Origin of the sequence: Pseudarthrobacter sp. NCCP-2145 (assembly GCF_023708005.1) — a bacterium.
Classification (GTDB): domain Bacteria; phylum Actinomycetota; class Actinomycetes; order Actinomycetales; family Micrococcaceae; genus Arthrobacter; species Arthrobacter oxydans.
This window is the reverse complement of record NZ_BRCG01000029.1, coordinates 1-19,029: the sequence shown is the minus strand read 5'-3', so window position 1 is coordinate 19,029 and position 19,029 is coordinate 1. Positions and strand designations below refer to the sequence as shown.

Below are 19,029 nucleotides of genomic sequence, written 5' to 3'. Positions count from 1 at the left end.
TGCTATCGGTTCCGTTGGGGCCCGACCAACGCGGCGCACGGAAGGGTCAGCCGCTGAATCCCGTGATGGCGAGGCTCCTGGTAACTCCATCCAGCGGGTGCCGGACCTCTGGTTCCTGGGGACGGGAATCCGGGAACGGCAGTGTCTCTGTCCTGCCAAGGTCCCAGGCCATGCTGGCGCTCAGGCTGATTCCCCGCGGTCCGGTCCGCCTGGTGGTCCCTCGGATCAGCAGCAGCCTGGTGCCGAACAGGAGCATTCCTGCTTTTTCCTGGGCCTCGTGGAAAAAGACCGAATCTATGCAGCCGGTGCCGTCGTCGATACTGATGAAGACCACCCGCCTCCCGCCCCGCATGGGCGGCGTCTGGGTTGCCACCCGCACCCCGGCCACCAGGACTTCCGTCCCGTTGCGCAGGCCAAGGAGTTTGTCCGCCGTGATGACGCCCAGCCTGTCCAGCATTGGCCGGTGGCTGTCCATCAGGTGGCTGCTGACATCAACTGCCATCAGGTCCAGTTCGGCACGGACGTTTTCCACCAGGGAAGGCACCGGCAGTCCCGGCTTAACATTGCGAAGCTCAACATCACCCAGGGGAAGGGACAGCTGCCCCTCAAGGACTTCCACGCCTTTCCGCCCGCTGCCGGAACCCTGGAGCTGCTGCAGGTGGTGGACAAGATCGGCGCGGTTGGCCGTGCCGCCCGCCTCACGGTGAAGCGAATCAAATGCCCCCAGCTGGGCCAATCTCTTGATGTTGGGCTTGCTGACCCGGGACCGTGCCCTCAGGTCCGCCAGCGAGTCGTAGGGCTGGCCCGCAACGATCCGCTTGAGCTCCGTTGCGGACAGCCCGTAGATGCCGTTGAGGCTCAGCCTGATACCCAGTTTTCCTGCGTCCTTGCCGGCTTCAATCCTTTCCACCCGGTATTCGCCCTTGCTGCGGTTGATGTCCAGGGGAAGGATGGGGATGCCAAGCCGCCGGGCTTCCGCCACCAGCAGCCGCTTGGGGTACATGCCAGGATCGTGCTCCCACAGCCCGGCAAGGAATGCTTCAGGATGATGGGCCTTCAGCCAGGCAGACTGGTAGGTGGGCACGGCAAAGGCGGCGCCGTGGGCTTTGCAGAATCCGAAGCTTCCGAAGGCCTTCAGCGTTCCCCAGACGTTGTCCACTACCTCCGGCTGGTACCCCTTTTTCCTGGCCGCTGTGCGGAAGAATTCCTCCACTCCCAGTTCGAGTGCCTCGTTTCCCAGGGCGCGGCGGAATTCGTCGGCCCGTGCCAGGCCGCAGCCGGTCATGACATCAAAGGTCCGCAGTATCTGTTCGTGGAAGACGGTGACGCCATGGGTTTCCGCCAGCACCGGTTTCAGGTCAGGATGAGGATAGACCTCGGGCGCGAAGCCGTGACGGTGTTCCAGGAAGGGCCGGACCATGTCCGACTTCATGGGGCCCGGGCGGAACAGGGAGATGTCGATGATGAGGTCGTTGAACTCACGGGGGGCCATCTTGCCGATCAGTTCCCGCTGGCCGGGTGATTCAATCTGGAAACAGCCCAGGGTGTGGGTGCTTCTGATGAGTTCAAATGTGGCCTTGTCATCAAGGGGAACGGCGTTCAGGTCGATATGGCCGTTCTCCGCAATGTAGTCAGGACCGCTTCCGCCCGGACCTGACGGATGCCGGCCGGCGGCCACCACCTCCTCCTTGGACGGGTGGATGCGGATGACCTCACGGACGGCAAACGCCATGGCGCTCTGCATGCGGACTCCCAGGACGTCCAGTTTGAGCATGCCCATGGGATCCATGTCGTGCTTATCGAACTGGCTCATGGGCAGGCCCAGCCCGCTGGGCTGCACCGGGGTGCGGTCCAGGAGGGTGGCGTCACCGAGGATGACGCCACACGGATGCATGGAAATATGGCGGGGCAGCCGGTCAAGCCGTTCCGTCAGGTCAACCAGCAGGTCAAGCTGTTGGTTGCCGTCCACTTCCCGTTGTTCCACCCGGCCGGCAAATTCCCGGAGTTCAGGCTTTTCCTGCAGGGCATCACGGAATTTCCGGGCTGAGAAACGCCACAGCTGCTTGGCGATCTCCCCCACCTCGTCGCCGTCCATGCCCAGCGCCATGCCGGCATCCCGCACGGCACCCCTGGCCCGGTAACCGTTCTGCATGCTCATCAGGGTGACCCGTTCGGACCCGAAACGCTTGAAAATGCGGTGGTAGACGTTGTGCCGCTCAGCGCTTTCAACGTCAATATCGATGTCCGGAAGGGTGGCCCGGTCCCGCGACAGGAACCGTTCAAAGATGAGGTCGTGCTGCAGGGGGTTCACCTGGCTGACATCAATCAGGTAATTGACCAGGCTGGAGGCGCCTGATCCCCTGGCTGCCGCACGCACCCCCATCTCCTGGATCATTCGTGACACTTCTGCAACTGTCAGGAAATAGGAGGAAAAACCGAGGTTGCGGATGATGCCCAGTTCATGGTCCAGCCGGGATCGCATCTTCTCTCCGGCAGCACCGTTGATCCCCGGAAAGCGGCGGCTGATACCGGCCTGGCACCGTCGCACCAGTTCAACGTGTGGATCCTGGCTGATCCCCAGGACTGAGGCTTCGGGCACAACCGGCTGCTTCCAGCCCATGTCCGTTTCCGGATCAATTCGGCAGCGGTCCGCGAGCGCCTCGGTCTGCGCCATCAGCTGTTTCAGGTCCGCGGCACCATATCCTGCCGCTGAAATGATCTCCTTGCCCAGCCGGAGCATTTCCGGGGAGGATTTCAGCCACCCCTGCCCGGTTGGCTGCAGCAGCGGTTCATCCGCAAGTTCGGGAAGGGATTTCAGGGTGCGGGCTGAGTCGAGCACATCGGCGGTGGGCGCGCCGTCTGCGGCGCAGTACCTGGCTGCGTTGGTCAGGACAGCCGGAACCTGATGCTCTTCGGCAAGCTTGAGCATCCGGACCGCGTGGGCGGTACTCAACGGCTTTCCCGGAGCGCTGAGCTGCGTCACGATCTCGGCCACCAGCGTGCCTGGGGGCATTGCATCCAGCCATTGCTTGAATAGTGTGCGGGGGCGAAGGTAACGGCGCCCTCCCATGGCCCGTCCGACGTCGGAATCAGGCCCCAGCAGGACAGTCAATACCGGTTTCAGGGTTTGCGGATCGAGGGTGCGGGACGCCAGCTCGGCCCGGGTGACGGCCACCGGGACAGTTCCACCGGCTTTTCCCGTGGTGCGGGCGTGGGCATCGGAAATCAGCCTGCACAGGGCGCGGTAGCCTGACCCGTTGTTGTGGCCCCGGGCCAGTACCACCACCCTGCCCGCCAGCTGCGTGCGGTGGTCGCCGTCGTCGTCGAATACCGCAAGGTCAACCCCAACGATGGGATCGATGCCCGCTGCCATGCACGCCTTGAGGTGCTTGATGGTCCCGTACAACCCGTCCCTGTCCGTACAGGCGAGCGCGGTTGCGCCGTCAGCGGCTGCTGCCTGCGCCAGTTCCTCGGGCCAGGAAACGCCGTAGTGGGCGCTGAATGCTGTGGAAACGTGAAGATGGGTGAAACTCATGCTGTCCTGGGCCGGAGTGCGTCATGGATGCGCAGGAGCCGCCACCTGCCGCTGCGGATATGCCGGGTGAGGTCGAGGGTCAGCGGCTCAGCGGCTTGGGCACCCCGCACCGGGGCGGAAGGCAACACCTGGACCCGCCAGATCTCATGGTCCACCACTCCGGGGCCACTGCCCAGCGGTGCGCGGGTTTCTTCAGCCCACCATTGCCGGCGCTCGTACCAGCGCACCGGTTCCGCGCAGACTGCATAGGACCGTCCAGCCCACAGCAGGCCGATGGGTTCGCCGCCCGCAGTGCAGTCGACGTCCACGGATTCGCTGAACATACCCATGGACCCTCCCGGAGTGGATGTAGCTGAAAGTATTCGAACACATATTCGAATATAACCAGTCTACCCCTGCCCTGAACGGGAGCATAGATGGGCTGCGGGAGGGACAAAGAGATTGGCCGGGAAGGGTGGACGGACCGATCGGCAGGGAGCAGGATTGTGCCATGAAAACCCAAGACGCACTTCTGAAGCAGGCAAGCATCACAGCCCAGGATTCCACCGTGGTGGCCACGTTCGATATAGACGGCACCATCCCGGATTCCGGCGCCTACGTGGTGGGGCTGATGGGGGCCACCCCCGACTATTCCTCGCAGCGGAGGTTGTGTATTGAGTTCATGAACGGGAAGGCCATTGCCTTCTATTCCTTTAACCGCGAACAGGGAGTCGAGGAGGACTACGACCTGTCCGGGGTAACCCATTCAGAGAACACCATCACCGGCAGCTTTCCCCTTGCCGCCCTGAACGGCCTGGGCAAGGGACACCTCATGTCAGCCTTCAGCGAGGCGGAGGGCAGGGAATACCAGCACGGCGTTCCCGTGGAGGAACACCTGTAACCAGGCCCGCAGGGCGGGAGGTCAGCTGTTCTCTTTGTGGACCTTCAGTTCCAGTTCGATGAACCCGGAGATCATGGCCCTGTACGTGGACTCGACGATGTCCGGGTCGATGTCCTTCTTTTCCGCGGCTGAGCGGACGTGTTCAATGATCCGCTCCACCCGGCCAGGGGCGCGGACTTCGGCGTCGTCACCCTTGAGTGTTCCGGCGATGCGGATCAGCCGTTCGCGGCGGGCGATGAGGGTGACAATCTGTTCATCCACCTCGTCAACAGCAACACGGACGGCAGCGAGCTGTTCCTTGTCGGCCAAAGCATCTCTATCGTTTCCTTGAATTGTCGCCATCGTCTGACAGTATCGAAGCATGCAGCCAAGAGTCGACTTCATTTCGCTGGGCGTCCGCAGTGTTGCCGCGTCCCGGGCTTTCTATGTTGACGGGCTTGGCTGGCCTGTCCACCGGGAAGTTCCCGGCGACGTGGTGTTCATCCAGGTGAACCACGGGCTGGTGCTGTCCCTGTGGGACGTGCGCCAGATGCAGGCCGACGCCGGCGTCACCGCGTCCGGAGCTGTCCCCTGCATCACGCTGAGCCACAACCTTCCCGGCACGGAGGACGTGGACCGCGTGATGGAGGAGGCCGCCGCCGCGGGAGCGGAGATCATCGCCGAGCCCATCACCCAGCCGTGGGGCGGCTACAGCGGCTACTTCGCGGACCCGGACGGTTTCCGCTGGGAGGTGGCGTACAACCCCACCTGGGCAGTGGACGACGACGGCGCGGTCACCGTTTAGCCCTCCCCCAGGGTTTGGCCCGGGCTGCTCACAGGGCCGGCTGCTAGAAGAGCGCTTCAACGGGCCGGATCAGTTCCGGCCCGTTGTTCCTGACGTTGCCGACCTCTTTCCCTACGGATTCCACCTGCCAGTCGGCGGCTACGTCCTTGACCCCTGCCCGTACCAGGTCCACGAGTCCGGCCGGATCGTCGGCCTGGGGGTCCAGCCAGGCCTGCATCGTGGCTTTGTCCATGGGAAGGGGTACCCGGTCATGGAGTGCCGTGAGTTTGCCGAACACCGTGGACTCGCTGCCCGGCGGGGGCGTGTCCGTGGTCAGGATGGACGTTGAGAGCAGCCACCCGCCCGGCTCCCCTGCCGGCCAGGAGGGATCCTTCCACCACTCATAGAGCCCCGCGAACACCAGGCCATGGCCAACGCCCGGGTGCACGTAGTACGGCTGCTTGGACTTTCCGGGCCCCTGCTTCCACTCGTAGTAGCCGTCTGCCGGGACAGCGCAACGGCGGGACTGCATGGCTTTCCGGAACGCCGGTTTCTCAAGGACGGACTCGCTGCGGGCGTTGATCATCCGCGAGCCGATGCCAGGGTCCTTGGCCCAGGACGGGACCAGTCCCCAGCGGGCGGCGTGGAGCTGGCGGACGTGCCTGTTCCCGGACTCGCCGTCCACCAGGCGTTCCAGGACGATGGGGACCGGGTCCGTCGGCGCCACATTCCACGACGGCGGGATGCTGACCTCGTCCTCAAGTTCGGCGTCGAACTCGGCAAGGAGGTCCCCCACGGCGCGTGCCATCACGTAACGTCCACACATGGCTCCAGCATGCCATCGGCGGCAGGAGCTGTCATCCGCGGGGGTGCGGCCGGCCCGGAAGCGGGGGAATACCGGACTGCACGCTACCGTTACAGGAACGAAACCGTTATCAAGCACAGAGGAGAGCTCCGTGGACTTCACTCCCGAATCCGGCACTATCACCATGTTTTCCACCACCTGGTGCGGCTACTGCAACCGGCTGAAGAAGCAGCTTGACGCCCAGGGTATCGGCTACACCGAGATCAACATCGAGGAAGTGGAAGGCACCGCCGAACTCGTGGAGCAGCTGAACGGTGGAAACCAGACCGTGCCCACCGTCCTCTTCCCGGACGGCACTGCTGCCACCAACCCGTCAGCCGCCGAGGTCAAGCAGCGCCTCGCAGCCTAGCCCTTTCACAACGGGACCGGCATTTCCACTGTTGGTCCCGTTGTGCTGCCTGGCAGTCAATGGGCCGGTTATGCCCCAAGGCTGCTGAACACAGCGGTTTTGAGGGTGGCATGGTCCGCGTACACGGACAGAAGGGCATCCTCCACCGCTGCGACGTCCACACCAGGCACAAGGTCGTCCACCGCCCCTGCCGTGGCAGGGTCCCAGTCCAGCCCCAGGGCAGCGTAGCTGTCGGTCAGCACTTTGCGGATCGGCGCCGAGTTTTCCACCACGATCACCGAACTGAACAGCCACCCGCCGGCCACCACCCGCTGGGCGGTGCCCACCAGTTTCACCCGGTGTGCGCCGTCAGCCGGGTCCGTGCCGTGCACGCTGAACTCCCCGGGGCAGTATTCCCCCGGAATCTCGCCCACGGCCGCCTGCACGCCGACACGGCGGAGGGCGTCCGCAAAAAGCTCCCCGAAGTACCCAAACCTTGTCTTGGAACCGGCGATGGCGTCCGGATCGGGTTCAATGTGGTCCACCACCAGGGTTCCCTCGTGATAGGCGGCCGCCCGTCCCCCTGCCCGGCGGACCAGGGGTTCGAAGCCGTTGGCACGGCATGCCTTCGCAGCGGCGTCGAATCCCGGCAGGCGGGTGTCACGCTGGCCGAACGCGACCGTGGGGGCGGGCCGGTACAGACGCAGCGTGGGACCGATATCCCCGCTTTTTGCCCTGGCCAGCAATTCCAGGCCGAACTCCAGGTCCCGGCCGGCGCCCAGCGTCTTTTCCTGCCGCACCACAGTCAGGGTGCGGGGCCCCGGACCGCCGTCGTTCATATTGCTAAGCTCCCTTATGGTCATTCTGCAATTCCTCGTTGTCGCCGCCGCCTTCGCAGCGATCGACGCCATCTGGCTCAAGCTGATGAACCCCTTTTACCGCAGCCACATCGGCGAACTGCTGGCGGACAAACCACACCTAGGTTACGCCGTGGCGTTCTACGTCATTTACATCGCCGGAATTGTGTTCTTTGCCCTCCGGCCGGCGCTCGACGGCGGCAGCTGGCTGGCGGCCCTGGGTTACGGCGCGGCGCTGGGCGCCTTCGCCTACGCCACCTATGACCTCACCAACGCAGCCACCCTCAAAGTGTGGCCGCTGCAGCTCATTGTCGTGGACATGCTGTGGGGCGCCGTGCTGACTGGCCTGTCAACACTCGCGGGCTGGCTGGTTTTCCACGCCCGCACCTGACGCCCGCGCCGGCAACGGCTGCAGCCTGGGCACGTCGCTGTCAGAGGCCGCGCCGGCCTGCCCAGAGGCCATGCAGCAACGGAACCACTGAACCGGCCATAAGGATGCCGCCCAGGACGGCGTCGTCAGCCCGCAAGATGGCGCCGGCGATGAGCAGGGCGGCAAATACCAGGGCGGAAGCAGAGCGCCGGGTGGAGCGGTCCAGCCGGGCGATGCGCCGTTCAAGGCGGGGATTTGCGACGGCGAGCGAACCTTCCTCGAGCCGGCCGGCCAGCGCATCCAGGCGTTTCGGCAGGCGCAGCGCGGTTGCCGCGGCGTCGAGGGCCTGCTGTGCCACGTCCTCCACGATGTTGCCGCGCTCGTCGCGCAGGAGCCGCGCAGCATACGGTTCCACGGAATCCCAGAGATTGAAACGCTCATCGAGCGAGGAGCACACCCCCGAGGTCAGCGACATCGCCCGGATGATGAGCAGGAAGTTTTCCGGGAGCTGGAACGGCAGCGAGCGGACAACATCGCCGAATTCCACCGCGAAGTCACGGAACTCCCTCGGATCCACCTCCCGGAGCTCGGCGAACCCCATCCCGCCGAAGCGGGCGAAGAGGTGCGTCATGGCGCGTTCCATCTCCACCGTGTCGGCTGACGGCGCCAGCACGCCGACGTCGTTGATCGCCGCCACCAGCCCACTGCCGTCGCGCGCGGCGGCCGCAATCAGCAACTTCCGGAGTCCGCTGCGGGTGGAGGCGGTAATCTCGCCCATCATGCCGAAATCAATGAACGTCAGCTTCCACGGGCGGTCGCCGGCCGCTGCTCTGACGGGGGTGACGAAGATATTCCCGGGGTGCGGGTCGGCGTGGAAGAAGCCGTTGGTGAACATCTGGTCGAACATGACGGCGGCGAACACCGGAGCCACCTCGGCCGGGTCGATGCCCGCCGCCCTGAGCGCCCCTGCCTCCGTGATCTTGATGGCCGTGACGTCTTCAAGGGTGAGCACGCGGCGGGTGCTCCGCTCCCAGGCAATGCCGGGCACGCAGACCCTGCCGTCGTCGGAAAAATCGGCGGCAAAGCGTTCGGAATTCGCCGCCTCGTGCAGGTAGTCGATCTCCTCGAAACTGGTCTGCGCAAACTCCTCCACCAGGGCCGGCATATTGGCGCGGCTGGACACCAGGCGAATGCGGCTGAGCCAGCCGCCCACCTTGCGCAGGGCTGCAAGGTCGACGTCGACAATCGCGTCGATGCCCGGACGCTGCACCTTGAGCACCACATCGGTGAACCCGGTGTCGGCCGCATCCGTTGAACGAAGGCGTGCCCGGTGCGCCTGCCCCAGCGACGCGGCAGCGATCGGTACGTCCTCCACGAAAGCGAACACCTGGTCCAGCGGAGCGCCCAACTCCTCCTCGGCCAAAGCGCGGATCGAAGGAAACGGAACGGGCGGCACCTCGTCCTGGAGGCCCTCAAGCTCCCTGGTGATCTCCGGCGGCAGGATATCGAGCCTGGAGGAAAGGAACTGTCCCACCTTGATCATCAAGCCGCCCAGCTCCACGGCCAGTCCATGGAAGCGCCGGGCGAAGCGCTGCATCCTCCGCGGCCGCGTACGCTCCGCGACCCGGGCAAGTCCGATCCGCGGAAGGAACAGTTCAAACCACCACGTCACCGCCAGGTTCCAGGCCGCAAAGCGCAGGATCCGGCGGTAGCGGGCACGGGTGTCCCCGGCGCCCGCGGCCGGAGCGGCACGATGCAGGCGGACAGACGCCACCCGGGTCAATCCTGGGCGAGGATCGCGTAGAGCCGGCGCCGTGCGTCGTCGAGTACCGCCACGGCCTGCTGCACCTGGTCCGGCGAGCCCGTGCGGCCCACCTGGGCTGCAGCCTGCGCGAGCTCCACCCCCGCTTTGGGCAGGGATCCAAAGCTGCCGGCGTGCGAGCCCGGCGTGTCCCAGGGCGTTGCCCCGCGGTCCTGCGCAACTTCCTCCCGGCCGGCCTCGGTCAGCGAATAGATCTTGCGGCCGTTGGACTCCTCGGCGCTGATGCTGCCCTCGTCCGCGAGCAGTTGCAGGGTGGGGTAGACGGAACCGGCGCTCGGCTTCCAGCTGCCGCCGCTGCGCTCCTCGATCTCGCGGATGATCTGGTAGCCGTGCATCGGCCGCTCAGCAAGAAGCGCCAGCACTGCCGACCTCACCTCGCCCTTGCCGGCACGGGTTCCGGCGCGTTTTTCGAACCGGGAGCGCAGCTCCTCGACGGCCTGCCACATGCCGTCGATGTTGCTCCCGCCGAATCCGGCTGCCGGGTATGAACCACGCATGATGATCTCCTCTGTAAACCGCCAACGATATACAACGATACATCCATCGGGCCCGCAGGAGTTGCCGCCATATGGCGGCGTTCTGGGAACGCTGAGAGGTGCTTCGGATCGGTGACCGGGTGCACGCGCCTGCCATGTCTGGTAATTGCATTAATCGAAACTGATTTCCGTACAACCCTTCATTGTCACGGGTTCTGCGCCGGAGGAGACTTGGGGCGACGGCATCCCATCCCGGACCGCCCGCGGGGCCACCCGGCTGCGGGGCCTCACAGTTACCCTGCAGCGGCTTGGTGGATCGATGAGCTCCATGGCACCCCTCCCAAAGGCCGCTCAGCGGCCGTGCCATCTCCTGCCCCTGGTGGCTATCGCACTGATTGGATTCCTCGGCGGGTGCCAGTATGAGTCCGACGGCGTCTCCCTCCCGTCCGCCAGTACTTCGACTACGGAGTCTCGCACCGTTCCGCCGACGCCAGAGAGTGACGACACTCGTAGGGTCTCACCGCTGCCGGAGAATGGTGACATCGCTGCCGGCACATACCTCGTCCTCGCCACCGGCTTCACGGCGCCTTTCCAGATCACCGTCCCAGACGGCTGGTCGGTTACCGACGGCGAAGGCCTGGCCAAGGACGACCCGGATCACCCGGATGAATGGGGGGTCTTCGTAGGTTGGTGGCCCGCCCATTATGTGCCGACAGACGCATGCGCCTGGCAGGACGCGCTCGTCAAAGTCGATCCGTCGGCTCAGGCCTTCGTCGACGCGGTAAGGGCTCAAACGTCAACGGTGAGTACTCCTCCCGTCGAGGTCTTGCCGGGCGATTACTCCGGCTTCGAGTTCGACCACTCGGTCGAGGGCGACGTGGACATAACAGCCTGCGACCGCGACAAGTTCTGTGTCCACTCATCACTCTCAAACGAATGCACACGCTGGTACTCCAGCGCCGCTGAACGCGAAACCTACCGGGTGGTCGACATGAACGGCCAGCGCAGCGTGATCTGGGTGGTCCAGTTCCACGAGTCGATCAATCCGGAGCTGACGAGGGAGGCAGGCGCCGTCTTCGACTCGATCGTGTTCAGGTCCAACAAATAACCGGCTGATACGGTACTCGATCCGCCCGCTGGCGCCGACTCCTTCTCTAAGCCCATCTGGGTGTCTCCTAGCCTCAGAGTCTCGAGACCCTAGTGTTTCGAGGCATATGGGTTGAGGGACACCTCGGACGGATGGGAGATAACTCTCATAGTTCGTCAGCGACATTCGGACTGACTCCCTTGTGAGAATCTGGCAGAGGAGGACTCCGTCGTGGTGGGCGGGGAACTTTCTGGGGACTCCCGGACACTATTAGGTATGGAACAGCTGGGGGAAACAGATGCGGAACTGTGGGATAGGTGCAGACAGGGAGACGCAGACGCGCTAGGCGGGCTGTTTGACCGCCATGCAGATGCTGTCTTCCGGTACTGCCTGAGCCGGACCGGGTCATGGCAGGATGCCGAAGACATCGTCTCTGTCACGTTCCTCGAGGCGTGGCGGCAGCGCACCCGGCTCACGCTGGAACGGAAGTCAATCCTTCCTTGGCTTCTGGGCGTGGCTACCAACTCAGTACGGAACCGAGCCCGGTCTGTGCGCCGCCACGAGCAGTTCCTCAGGCAGCTGCCACACGCTGCTGTGGAACCCGATCATTCGTCTTCAATCGCAGACCGGGTCGACGCCGAAAACCTCGTGAAGGAACTGCTGGACGGCGCCGGGAACCTCACACGCGGTGAACGGGACGCGTTGTTGCTGTGCACTGTCAACGGCTACTCCTACCTTGAGGCGGCGGAGGCCCTTCAGGTCCGCGTTGGCACTATCCGGTCCCGTGTGAACCGTGCGAAAACAAAGTTGCGGGCCGCCGCGGTGGCCTCACCCTTGCTCTTGGCCGAGCAGAACAATCCTGTGGAATCGAGGCAGTCATGAAACTTTCAGACATCCACTATCCGGCCGAAACACGGCAGGCTGTGCGGGACGCGGTGGTTAGGGAAGCGGCTGCGCAGTCCCGTCGCAGGCCGTGGTGGCGCCGACCGATGGCGTTGTCCCTGGCCGGCCTCGCGTTGGCGGGCTCGACGGCGGCAGTGGCGTACGTGGCCTTCGCTCCGGTTGAGGACAAACGGGACATCCGGTGCTACTACCGCGCAGACCTCACCGCCACCTACCCATCTCCTCATTCCCCCGGAAACAGGATGGAACCCTATCTCCTTGCCGGGGCTATGGATGAGGGTTTCAATTATGACGCCGAAGCCCTGCAGGGGGACCCAAACGCAGGAAAGAAGCAGATTAGCGATCCGATCGGCCTTTGCGCTTTCAACTGGGACCAGGGACTGATGAACCCGGGAGGGATCACCGATGACCTTATTCCTCCGGATTACCAAGAGCCTGCCCCGGCTCCCGCCCCGACAGGGACCGTAACGGATGCTCAAGGCAACCCCGGCACGGCTTTCCCCAACACCTTTGGCCCTGGGCACTTTGTGCCTGAACTCAGGGCCTGCGTAGTCGACAACACAGTCGCAGTGATACCGGGTCCTGCGGATGTCTGCTCCCGACTCGGTATCCCCGTCCTCGAGAAGTAGATACTCACCCCCCAAGTAAGTGCCATAGGAGAATAATCCACACACAGCACATCACATCGTCTCGTGACCCTTGTCTTACGTGGCGGCTCACGCCCGTCGAAAAGGCCAAGCCGGCAAGACCCTAATTCGGGCGATATCCCGCGGCTTCCTCCCGGTCGGCGATTCTTATAACTATGCCTCAAAACCTGCGGGCTTATTCGGCATACTAATCATTAGTTATGGGACACCTCGAAGCAGCCCACGACGGAACTTATTGGCTACCCGGTAGCTCAACCGGCATCGGTCCACTCATCGAAAACAGGCGGATCTTCTGGCCGCCGGCGTCCGCCGCGACGTCCACCACGTTGCTCACGGAATATCTGAGCGGGAGCTTTACGACCTCACGTGATCAGGCATTCGAGGCGCTGATCGATGGGACACTCTTGCGACCACCACGCTGGACAGGCTCTGGCAATCCACCCAGTACATTCCTGTCTTCGCCGACGAACTTCGCACCGAAGGCAACGATCCCGAACCGCCGGTTGCCCGCGATCCCGGAGTGTCCCAAGCTCCCTCCTTCAGGCGGTACCAGCAACCCTGAACAGGCGAAGTAACGCTCCCAAATGACCGCCATCCACTGCCGCGCTCCACGCCCGGCGGTCCCGTCAGGTTTTTCGGAGTGTGAGGATCTGCTCCGCGCGCCCGAACGGCCCCTGGAGGTCGTGCAGGACGGTGGAGGTCAGGCCTATTCCGTCCCCACCGAACGAGACCGCGTTGTCCAGGCCCAGCCACTCCCCCTCGGGCCGGCGGTACATGTGGATCTGCAGGTCAAGGTTGGGAAAGGAGTAACTGCCCTTCCCGGGCGGCACCCTGGCCGCGATGCCGTTGGCCGTGTCCACCATGCCCATGAGCCTGGCCAGGGCACCGCTGTCCGCGCGGTCCGTCAGGGGGTGTTCCGTACGGAGCCAGACCTTTCCGGCCCCGGGCCGGTGCCCTTCCGCCACGCGCATTTCCAGCGAGCGGATGTAGCCGCCGGGCCACACGGACGCGCCGTCGTACGGCTTGCAGTCTTCCGGACCGGGAATGGGGGTGTCCTCGATGGCGGCTACCGGCGTTGTATCGCTGGTTGCCAGCCGCCAGGCGGTGGCACGGATGGCGGTCCGGCCGCCCGCCACCAGCTCGGCCTGCAGGAGTTCGATGGTTTTTCCGGGCCGGAGGGTGGTGGCTGCGATCTGGAACTCGCCGCCCGGGATGAGGCCGAGGATCTCGTAGCTGATCCGCGCCATCCGCATGTCCGGCCGCGGGTCATGGCGTTCCAGGCTGTCCGCCAGCAGGCCCGATGCCGGAGCCATGTGCTGCTCGTGGACGTTCCAGGCACCCTGGGCATGGATGGTGGAACGGAAACGCCCACCGCCCAAGTTCAGGTAGTAGCAGTTTCCTTCAGCCAGTTCAGGCAGCTCTGCGGTCAACGTTGGCCCCTTTGGAGTTCCAGTGAATCGGCCTTAACTCTATCCGGGACGGGTGCCCCGCCTGCGCCGGACCCGGGCACGGCATTTCGCCCCCAGGGACGCGGCGAAATGTTGGCCCCTGGCGGGATCCATCCGACTAGACTCAGGAACTGGTCCTGTCAGCAACCCTCTGAAGAGGTGTTCCATGCGCGTCATCAGCTACAACCTCCGCAAGCACAAGGCGAGCGGCGAACTCCTCGCCTTGGCGCGGAACCATGACATTGATGCGCTCTGCCTCCAGGAGGTGGATTCCAGCGATCTTCCGGAAACCCTGGGCCCGCTGCATCTGGCGGACGCCACGAAGGGCAACCGGCTGGGGCTGGCCATCTACTACCGCACCAGCCGCTTCACCGCCCTGGACACCCAGTCCTTCGCCCTGAAGAAGTCGATGCATGACCGCGTCCTGGCCCCGGCCCATGAGCGGCTGATCGGCACCCGTGTCATGGACAATGAAACGCAGCATGAACTGGTGATCGGCTCGTTCCACGCAGCCCCGCTTACCGCCTCCAACTCGCTGCGGCGCAAGCAGATCCACGCGGCCCACGCGGAGCTGCTGAGCATGGGCAAGGGCCTGATGACCCTGATGGTGGGCGATTTCAACTACCCGTTCTTCACCAAGAACCTTGACCTGCACATGAAAAACTCGGGCTATGCACTGTCCCTGAGCAACCGGCGCACCTACACCCGGTACAAGGTGTTCAAGGGCCACTTCGATTTCGCGACGTCGCTGGGCCTGGATATCGAAAGCGTGGAGACGCTGCCGCGCGGCAACTCAGACCACCTCCCCATCCTGGTCACGGCCGAGTACGGCCCGGACTACTAGGACTCGAGCCTTGCACGGAGGTCCGGCCAGGACGCTTCGAATCCCGGGTGCAGTTCCAGGGCACCCACCTCGGGCAGCGGGACCCACCGGAGCTCCAGGCTTTCGGGATCGCTGATGACGGGGTCAAACGCCTCCCGCACCAGCACCACAACCGTGGTGTAGCTCCAGTACCCCACGTCCAGCCGGGACGTGAAGAGCACGTCCACATTGTCCGCGGGCACGGCGGCTTCCTCATAGGCTTCCCGGAGCGCGCCGGTCACGGCCTCCTCGCCCTCATGGAGTGCGCCGCCGGGCAGCCCCCAGGTTCCACCGTTGTGGCTCCACACGGCCCGGTGCTGCAGCAGCACCCCCTTGCCGGGATCGTGGGCCAGCACCCCGGCCGCGCCGAAACGCCCCCAGAAGCGCCCGCGGCTTCCCTCGACCCAGGCGTCGCCGGGGTCCCTGGGACCGGTACGGACGGGAGGGACGGAGGACGCGGTGGACGCCGGAAAGTGATCCATCGTTCCAGTCTGACAGGTGGGGCGGGTGGGCTGCACCCGCCAGTCCGCTGCGCCGGTCAGGCCTGGTTTGCTGTACCGCGCTCGACGGCGAAATCACCGCCGGGGTACATGATCGTCTCGTGTCCGTCATCAAAGCGGACACGGTAGGGCGGCGCTCCGCCCTGGCCGCGCACCTCGAGAATCACTCCATGCCGGTCCGCCGCCCCCACAGTCCTGCCGTGCACGATGATGCGGTCGCCCTGCGTTGCCTCCATGGCAATCACCTCCGAGCCCAGAGTACGACCGGCTGCCCGCCGGGAAAAGGGCGAATCGAAAGAACGCCGGAAGGGTCCGCAGGAGGGGGCGAGAGGCGGGTCCCCGGGGACCCGGCGGGCATGGCAGGATCTTTCCCATGCCGCTGAATCTTGTCCTGGTCGCCGATACCCACGTCCCCAGGCGCGCGCGTGACCTTCCTGCACAGGTGTGGTCCGCCGTCGAAAGCGCCGACGTGGTCTTCCATGCCGGCGACTGGGTGTCGGCAACCCATCTGGAGGAGTTCCGGCGGCGGAGCCGCCTGCTGGTGGGCGTCTATGGAAACAATGACGGACCGGAACTGCGCCGGAGCCTTCCGGAAACGGCGGAGATCACGCTGGAAGGCGTCCGGTTTGCCATGGTGCACGAGACCGGCCAGGCCAAGGGGCGAGAAGCCAGGTGCGAGGCCCGGTACCCGGAGGCGGACGTGCTGGTTTTCGGCCACAGCCACATCCCGTGGGACACCACCACCCCGCGCGGGCTGCGGCTGCTGAACCCGGGATCGCCCACTGACCGCCGCCGGCAGCCGGCCTGCACGTTCATGACCGCCACGGTGGATTCCGAAAAGCTGGGGGACGTCCGGCTGCACGAGGTGCTCCGGGATTGACCGGGTTTGGCAAGGGACGCTCTTGGTGCCTAGGCTTTGAACGGTAAGCATGCTTAGCTTTTTGTCATCCGAGCACCAGGAGGACCACCATGACAGACCAGTACACCTTCCGCAATCCGGTCACCGCCTACGAAAAGATCTCCCCGCCGAAGCAGCACCAGCCCGAGCCGGGACTGGACGCGGAGCTGGCACCCAAGGCCGATCTTGGCGAAGAGACCTACCGAGGTACCGGCAGGCTGGAAGGGCGCAAGGCGATCGTCACCGGCGCGGATTCCGGCATCGGTGCAGCAACGGCCATTGCCTTCGCCCGTGAGGGGGCCGACGTCGTTCTCTCCTACCTTCCGGAGGAGGAAGAGGATGCCGCCCGCATTGCGGGCCTCATCGAGGCCGCCGGGCGCAAGGCCATCAAGGTCCCCGGCGACCTCAAGGACGCCTCCGTGTGCCGCGATGTGGTGGACACAGCCGTGGCGGTGCTGGGCAGCATCGACATCCTGGTCAACAACGCCGGGAAACAGGTGGCGCAGGAGGACCTCGCCGACATCACGGATGAACAGTTCGACCACACACTGAAGACCAATGTGTACGCAATGTTCTGGCTGACCAAGGCAGCACTCCCCCATATGCCGGCCGGATCCACCATCATCAACACCACGTCCATCCAGGCCTACAGCCCGTCCCCGACCCTGGTGGATTACGCCACCACCAAGGCCAGCATCAACAACTTCACGAAGGGCCTGGCACAACAGCTGGCGCCCAAGGGCATCCGCGTTAATGCGGTGGCGCCGGGCCCCATCTGGACCCCGCTGCAGGTCAGCAGCGGCCAGCCGAAGGAGGAACTGCCGGAGTTCGGGCAGTCGACGCCGCTGGGCCGGGCCGGCCAGCCGGCGGAGCTCGCCCCCGCCTACGTCTTCCTCGCCTCACCGGAATCCAGCTATGTTGTGGGCGAGACGCTGAACGTCAACGGCGGCAGCCCCACGCCGTAGCCCCGGGCTGTCCCGAAATCCCGACGGCGGTGCCCCGCGCCTGATGCGCGGGGCACCGCCGTCGGCATTTTAGTTCCTGGCCCCTACTTCTCGTCCTCGCCTGCCAGCAGTTCGTCAGTGGCGGCGTCGGGCTGTCCATCAAAGAACTGGGCCAGGACCGTTTTGAACACGGTTTCCCCCGGAGCCGCCCGGAGGAACAGCGTCATGGAGGAGTGCAGCTTGCGGGCGTCGATGCTCCCGAAGATGTCGCCGGCCGGGCTGCCTGAGTGGTTGGTAACGGCCAGGGCGGACTCGAGCAGCCGTGGACCCAGCACCGGATGGGCCAGGTACTCCCGTGCTTCATCAAGGGAGCTGATGGCGTACCGTCGCGACATGTCGCTGTGGCCCAGGCCCGCGAACTGCGGAAAGACGAACCACATCCAGTGGCCGGTCTTCCGTCCCAGCTGCAGTTCCGCCAGCGCCTGGCTGTACGTGCCGCCGCTGTCCTGGGCGGCGACGAACCTGTCGAGGTTATAGGGATCGTTCATGGGTGTCTCCTTGTAGTGGGGCTTGTTGGTCAATGAAGGCGGCGGCGGAGCGCAATTGGCTGTCGGAGTCCGTCCGCCACCGTGCCAGGACCACGGCTGCGCGCTGCCTGTCCCGCCCGCAGAGCCTCGCCAGGAACGGCGCCACGACGTCGGCCAGCAGCGGTTCCGTCAATTCCCGGGTCCCGGCAGACCGGAGGAAGCCCTCAATGCGGGTCAGGTCCGAATGGCGCAGGAGTGTCCTGGTGGATTGCAGCAGGACAACAGCGGCGAGCCGGCGCTCAAAAACGGCCCTGGAACCGGGGCCGGGCTGGCCCCACAGGGCGGACGCCAGGTGGACAACGGCGTCGTGGTCGAGTTCCTTGTACTTCCGGAGGGCGTCACGGACGGTTCCCCGGACTGCGCCCACCGAGGAGCCGTAGGAGGCCAGTTGCCCGCCCAGCCTCGCCTCGACGTCGTCCGCCCGGTACCAGGCGCCCTCATTCTGCAGGGTCCGGTCAACGAAGCCTGCAGCCGCGGCCACCTGGTCCAGGGTGCCGCTCACTGGCTGCGGCCCGCAGAGGCGTGGCGGATGCAGAACGGGGTCCACGGCCGCGCCTCCAGCCTGCCCTCGGCGATGGCCTCCCCGCACACGGCACAGATCCCGTACGTGCCGGCGGCAATCCTCTCCAGCGCGGCGTCCACCTGGTCGAGCCCTGCGCTGCTCTGCTTCAGCAGGGCAGACGCCTGGGACAGCTCGAAAGCGATGGTGGAGCCTTCCGGGTCATGTTCGTCGTCCACATTCGAATCCTGGCGCGCCGAGTTGGCGGAGGCGATATCTGCGCGCAGGGCCGGCAGGAGGGCCACCTTCCGCTCCCGTTCCTCCTTAAGCAGGATCCGGAACCGTTCATAATCGGGCATGGGAAAAGCCTAGCGCGGGGTCAGTACCAGTTCCTGGCCACAGAGTGGTTCCAGGCGGCGCACGGCGAGCCGTAGCGCTCCCTGATGTAGCCCAGCCCCCAGTCGACCTGCGTCCGGTAGCTGGTAAGCCAGTCGGCACCGGCACTTGAATACTTGCCCGGCGGGAGGGCCTGCGCGATTCCGTAGGCGCCGGAAGAGGGGTTGGTGGCGGTGGTCAGCCAGTTCGATTCCTTGGTCCACAGCTGGGCCAGGCAGAGGAACTGGTCCTGCCCCCAGCCGTGGGCGCCCAACCTGGTGGAGGCATAGTTTTTGGCTCCTGCCGGGTCATTGACCGTGCCGCCAGGGAGGGAAGGCACGACGACGGGCGGCGGGCTTGGCGGTGCGGGGGCCGGCGCAGGG

The 19,029-nt window shown here is 65.2% G+C and carries 23 protein-coding genes and 1 pseudogene; 10 read left to right on the top strand and 14 right to left on the bottom strand.

What is annotated here, in order from left to right:
- Positions 1-46 precede the first annotated feature (46 nt).
- A complete protein-coding gene (locus tag NFU08_RS19280) occupies positions 47-3,535 on the bottom strand; it encodes a DNA polymerase III subunit alpha (protein WP_251425548.1) in 3,489 nt (1,162 codons plus the stop codon).
- Positions 3,532-3,864 (bottom strand): DUF6504 family protein, encoded by a 333-nt coding sequence (locus tag NFU08_RS19275; protein WP_174181136.1) that lies wholly within the window; start codon positions 3,862-3,864, stop codon positions 3,532-3,534. Before NFU08_RS19275 ends, NFU08_RS19280 begins: the two co-directional genes overlap by 4 nt.
- Positions 3,865-4,025: 161 nt before the next feature.
- Between NFU08_RS19275 and NFU08_RS19270 the strand changes: the two genes are divergently transcribed.
- The gene (locus tag NFU08_RS19270) at positions 4,026-4,415 is read left to right on the top strand and encodes a hypothetical protein (protein ID WP_174181138.1); all 390 of its coding nucleotides are present in this window, start codon (positions 4,026-4,028) and stop codon (positions 4,413-4,415) included.
- Positions 4,416-4,436: 21 nt separating this feature from the next.
- Here NFU08_RS19270 and NFU08_RS19265 read toward each other — a convergent pair whose 3' ends face one another.
- The gene (locus tag NFU08_RS19265; RefSeq protein WP_066276294.1) at positions 4,437-4,757 is read right to left on the bottom strand and encodes a chorismate mutase; all 321 of its coding nucleotides are present in this window, start codon (positions 4,755-4,757) and stop codon (positions 4,437-4,439) included.
- Between the two features lie 19 nt (positions 4,758-4,776).
- Here NFU08_RS19265 and NFU08_RS19260 point away from each other — a divergent pair, with 19 nt between their 5' ends.
- The gene (locus NFU08_RS19260) at positions 4,777-5,199 is read left to right on the top strand and encodes a VOC family protein (protein ID WP_174181140.1); all 423 of its coding nucleotides are present in this window, start codon (positions 4,777-4,779) and stop codon (positions 5,197-5,199) included.
- A gap of 43 nt (positions 5,200-5,242) precedes the next feature.
- Here the strand turns inward: NFU08_RS19260 and NFU08_RS19255 are convergent, their stop codons facing one another.
- Complete coding sequence (locus NFU08_RS19255; protein ID WP_285835607.1) at positions 5,243-6,004, bottom strand: SOS response-associated peptidase; 762 nt, start codon at positions 6,002-6,004, stop codon at positions 5,243-5,245.
- Positions 6,005-6,134: 130 nt separating this feature from the next.
- Between NFU08_RS19255 and NFU08_RS19250 the strand changes: the two genes are divergently transcribed.
- On the top strand, positions 6,135-6,392 hold the full coding sequence (locus tag NFU08_RS19250; RefSeq protein WP_066276302.1) for a mycoredoxin: 258 nt from the start codon (positions 6,135-6,137) through the stop codon (positions 6,390-6,392).
- A 68-nt stretch (positions 6,393-6,460) separates the two neighbouring features.
- Here NFU08_RS19250 and NFU08_RS19245 read toward each other — a convergent pair whose 3' ends face one another.
- Complete coding sequence (locus NFU08_RS19245; RefSeq protein WP_397426220.1) at positions 6,461-7,234, bottom strand: biotin/lipoate A/B protein ligase family protein; 774 nt, start codon at positions 7,232-7,234, stop codon at positions 6,461-6,463.
- Here NFU08_RS19245 and NFU08_RS19240 point away from each other — a divergent pair.
- Entirely contained in the window at positions 7,227-7,619 is a 393-nt protein-coding gene (locus tag NFU08_RS19240; protein WP_104185968.1) for a DUF2177 family protein, read from the top strand. The two genes, NFU08_RS19245 and NFU08_RS19240, sit on opposite strands and share 8 nt — an antisense overlap.
- Positions 7,620-7,659: 40 nt before the next feature.
- On the opposite strand, the gene NFU08_RS19235 is transcribed toward NFU08_RS19240, so the two are convergent.
- Both NFU08_RS19235 and NFU08_RS19230 read right to left on the bottom strand, forming a co-directional pair.
- Entirely contained in the window at positions 7,660-9,372 is a 1,713-nt protein-coding gene (locus NFU08_RS19235) for an AarF/ABC1/UbiB kinase family protein (RefSeq protein WP_251425546.1), read from the bottom strand.
- Between the two features lie 5 nt (positions 9,373-9,377).
- Positions 9,378-9,917, bottom strand: coding sequence for a PadR family transcriptional regulator (locus tag NFU08_RS19230; RefSeq protein ID WP_174181147.1), 540 nt, complete (start codon positions 9,915-9,917; stop codon positions 9,378-9,380).
- Between the two features lie 298 nt (positions 9,918-10,215).
- Here NFU08_RS19230 and NFU08_RS19225 point away from each other — a divergent pair, with 298 nt between their 5' ends.
- The 3 genes from NFU08_RS19225 (at position 10,216) to NFU08_RS19215 (ending at position 12,515) form a co-directional block, all read left to right on the top strand.
- A complete protein-coding gene (locus tag NFU08_RS19225; RefSeq protein WP_251425544.1) occupies positions 10,216-11,004 on the top strand; it encodes a hypothetical protein in 789 nt (262 codons plus the stop codon).
- A gap of 255 nt (positions 11,005-11,259) precedes the next feature.
- The gene (locus tag NFU08_RS19220; RefSeq protein WP_174181151.1) at positions 11,260-11,865 is read left to right on the top strand and encodes an RNA polymerase sigma factor; all 606 of its coding nucleotides are present in this window, start codon (positions 11,260-11,262) and stop codon (positions 11,863-11,865) included.
- Positions 11,862-12,515: a hypothetical protein gene (locus NFU08_RS19215; protein WP_174181153.1), complete on the top strand. Its 654-nt coding sequence runs from the start codon at positions 11,862-11,864 to the stop codon at positions 12,513-12,515. Before NFU08_RS19220 ends, NFU08_RS19215 begins: the two co-directional genes overlap by 4 nt.
- 644 nt (positions 12,516-13,159) lie before the next feature.
- Here NFU08_RS19215 and NFU08_RS19210 read toward each other — a convergent pair.
- Positions 13,160-13,963, bottom strand: a complete 804-nt coding sequence (locus tag NFU08_RS19210; RefSeq protein ID WP_251425542.1) for a thioesterase family protein — start codon at positions 13,961-13,963, stop codon at positions 13,160-13,162.
- Positions 13,964-14,147: 184 nt separating this feature from the next.
- Between NFU08_RS19210 and NFU08_RS19205 the strand changes: the two genes are divergently transcribed.
- Complete coding sequence (locus tag NFU08_RS19205; protein WP_066276355.1) at positions 14,148-14,825, top strand: endonuclease/exonuclease/phosphatase family protein; 678 nt, start codon at positions 14,148-14,150, stop codon at positions 14,823-14,825.
- On the opposite strand, the gene NFU08_RS19200 is transcribed toward NFU08_RS19205, so the two are convergent.
- Entirely contained in the window at positions 14,822-15,325 is a 504-nt protein-coding gene (locus tag NFU08_RS19200) for an NUDIX domain-containing protein (RefSeq protein ID WP_174181157.1), read from the bottom strand. The two genes, NFU08_RS19205 and NFU08_RS19200, sit on opposite strands and share 4 nt — an antisense overlap.
- Before the next feature lie 56 nt (positions 15,326-15,381).
- On the bottom strand, positions 15,382-15,579 hold the full coding sequence (locus NFU08_RS19195) for a DUF1918 domain-containing protein (RefSeq protein ID WP_174181159.1): 198 nt from the start codon (positions 15,577-15,579) through the stop codon (positions 15,382-15,384).
- A gap of 137 nt (positions 15,580-15,716) precedes the next feature.
- On the opposite strand from NFU08_RS19195, the gene NFU08_RS19190 reads away from it, so the two are divergent.
- Positions 15,717-16,223 (top strand): metallophosphoesterase, encoded by a 507-nt coding sequence (locus NFU08_RS19190; protein WP_251425540.1) that lies wholly within the window; start codon positions 15,717-15,719, stop codon positions 16,221-16,223.
- A gap of 89 nt (positions 16,224-16,312) precedes the next feature.
- On the top strand, positions 16,313-17,206 hold the full coding sequence (locus NFU08_RS19185) for a glucose 1-dehydrogenase (RefSeq protein ID WP_174181163.1): 894 nt from the start codon (positions 16,313-16,315) through the stop codon (positions 17,204-17,206).
- Between the two features lie 83 nt (positions 17,207-17,289).
- Here the strand turns inward: NFU08_RS19185 and NFU08_RS19180 are convergent, their stop codons facing one another.
- From NFU08_RS19180 to NFU08_RS19165, 4 genes and pseudogenes are all read right to left on the bottom strand, one after another.
- Positions 17,290-17,733, bottom strand: a complete 444-nt coding sequence (locus NFU08_RS19180; protein WP_174181165.1) for a DUF1810 domain-containing protein — start codon at positions 17,731-17,733, stop codon at positions 17,290-17,292.
- Positions 17,717-18,274 (bottom strand): DNA alkylation repair protein, encoded by a 558-nt coding sequence (locus NFU08_RS19175; protein ID WP_251425538.1) that lies wholly within the window; start codon positions 18,272-18,274, stop codon positions 17,717-17,719. The genes NFU08_RS19180 and NFU08_RS19175 overlap by 17 nt, the downstream gene beginning before the upstream one ends.
- Positions 18,271-18,630, bottom strand: coding sequence for a TraR/DksA C4-type zinc finger protein (locus NFU08_RS19170; protein ID WP_251425536.1), 360 nt, complete (start codon positions 18,628-18,630; stop codon positions 18,271-18,273). The genes NFU08_RS19175 and NFU08_RS19170 overlap by 4 nt, the downstream gene beginning before the upstream one ends.
- Positions 18,631-18,650: 20 nt before the next feature.
- Positions 18,651-19,029 (bottom strand): annotated as a pseudogene (locus tag NFU08_RS19165) (lytic transglycosylase domain-containing protein); the annotation flags it as partial.

What these genes read in the sequence shown, in the direction of transcription:
- NFU08_RS19280 (WP_251425548.1), bottom strand. Translation starts at nt 3,535, where the DNA reads ATGAGTTTCACCCATCTTCACGTTTCCACAGCATTCAGCGCCCACTAC.
- NFU08_RS19275 (WP_174181136.1), bottom strand. Translation starts at nt 3,864, where the DNA reads ATGGGTATGTTCAGCGAATCCGTGGACGTCGACTGCACTGCGGGCGGC.
- NFU08_RS19270 (WP_174181138.1), top strand. Translation starts at nt 4,026, where the DNA reads ATGAAAACCCAAGACGCACTTCTGAAGCAGGCAAGCATCACAGCCCAG.
- NFU08_RS19265 (WP_066276294.1), bottom strand. Translation starts at nt 4,757, where the DNA reads ATGGCGACAATTCAAGGAAACGATAGAGATGCTTTGGCCGACAAGGAA.
- NFU08_RS19260 (WP_174181140.1), top strand. Translation starts at nt 4,777, where the DNA reads ATGCAGCCAAGAGTCGACTTCATTTCGCTGGGCGTCCGCAGTGTTGCC.
- NFU08_RS19255 (WP_285835607.1), bottom strand. Translation starts at nt 6,004, where the DNA reads ATGTGTGGACGTTACGTGATGGCACGCGCCGTGGGGGACCTCCTTGCC.
- NFU08_RS19240 (WP_104185968.1), top strand. Translation starts at nt 7,227, where the DNA reads ATGGTCATTCTGCAATTCCTCGTTGTCGCCGCCGCCTTCGCAGCGATC.
- NFU08_RS19245 (WP_397426220.1), bottom strand. Translation starts at nt 7,234, where the DNA reads ATGACCATAAGGGAGCTTAGCAATATGAACGACGGCGGTCCGGGGCCC.
- NFU08_RS19230 (WP_174181147.1), bottom strand. Translation starts at nt 9,917, where the DNA reads ATGCGTGGTTCATACCCGGCAGCCGGATTCGGCGGGAGCAACATCGAC.
- NFU08_RS19225 (WP_251425544.1), top strand. Translation starts at nt 10,216, where the DNA reads ATGAGCTCCATGGCACCCCTCCCAAAGGCCGCTCAGCGGCCGTGCCAT.
- NFU08_RS19220 (WP_174181151.1), top strand. Translation starts at nt 11,260, where the DNA reads ATGGAACAGCTGGGGGAAACAGATGCGGAACTGTGGGATAGGTGCAGA.
- NFU08_RS19215 (WP_174181153.1), top strand. Translation starts at nt 11,862, where the DNA reads ATGAAACTTTCAGACATCCACTATCCGGCCGAAACACGGCAGGCTGTG.
- NFU08_RS19205 (WP_066276355.1), top strand. Translation starts at nt 14,148, where the DNA reads ATGCGCGTCATCAGCTACAACCTCCGCAAGCACAAGGCGAGCGGCGAA.
- NFU08_RS19200 (WP_174181157.1), bottom strand. Translation starts at nt 15,325, where the DNA reads ATGGATCACTTTCCGGCGTCCACCGCGTCCTCCGTCCCTCCCGTCCGT.
- NFU08_RS19195 (WP_174181159.1), bottom strand. Translation starts at nt 15,579, where the DNA reads ATGGAGGCAACGCAGGGCGACCGCATCATCGTGCACGGCAGGACTGTG.
- NFU08_RS19190 (WP_251425540.1), top strand. Translation starts at nt 15,717, where the DNA reads ATGCCGCTGAATCTTGTCCTGGTCGCCGATACCCACGTCCCCAGGCGC.
- NFU08_RS19185 (WP_174181163.1), top strand. Translation starts at nt 16,313, where the DNA reads ATGACAGACCAGTACACCTTCCGCAATCCGGTCACCGCCTACGAAAAG.
- NFU08_RS19180 (WP_174181165.1), bottom strand. Translation starts at nt 17,733, where the DNA reads ATGAACGATCCCTATAACCTCGACAGGTTCGTCGCCGCCCAGGACAGC.
- NFU08_RS19170 (WP_251425536.1), bottom strand. Translation starts at nt 18,630, where the DNA reads ATGCCCGATTATGAACGGTTCCGGATCCTGCTTAAGGAGGAACGGGAG.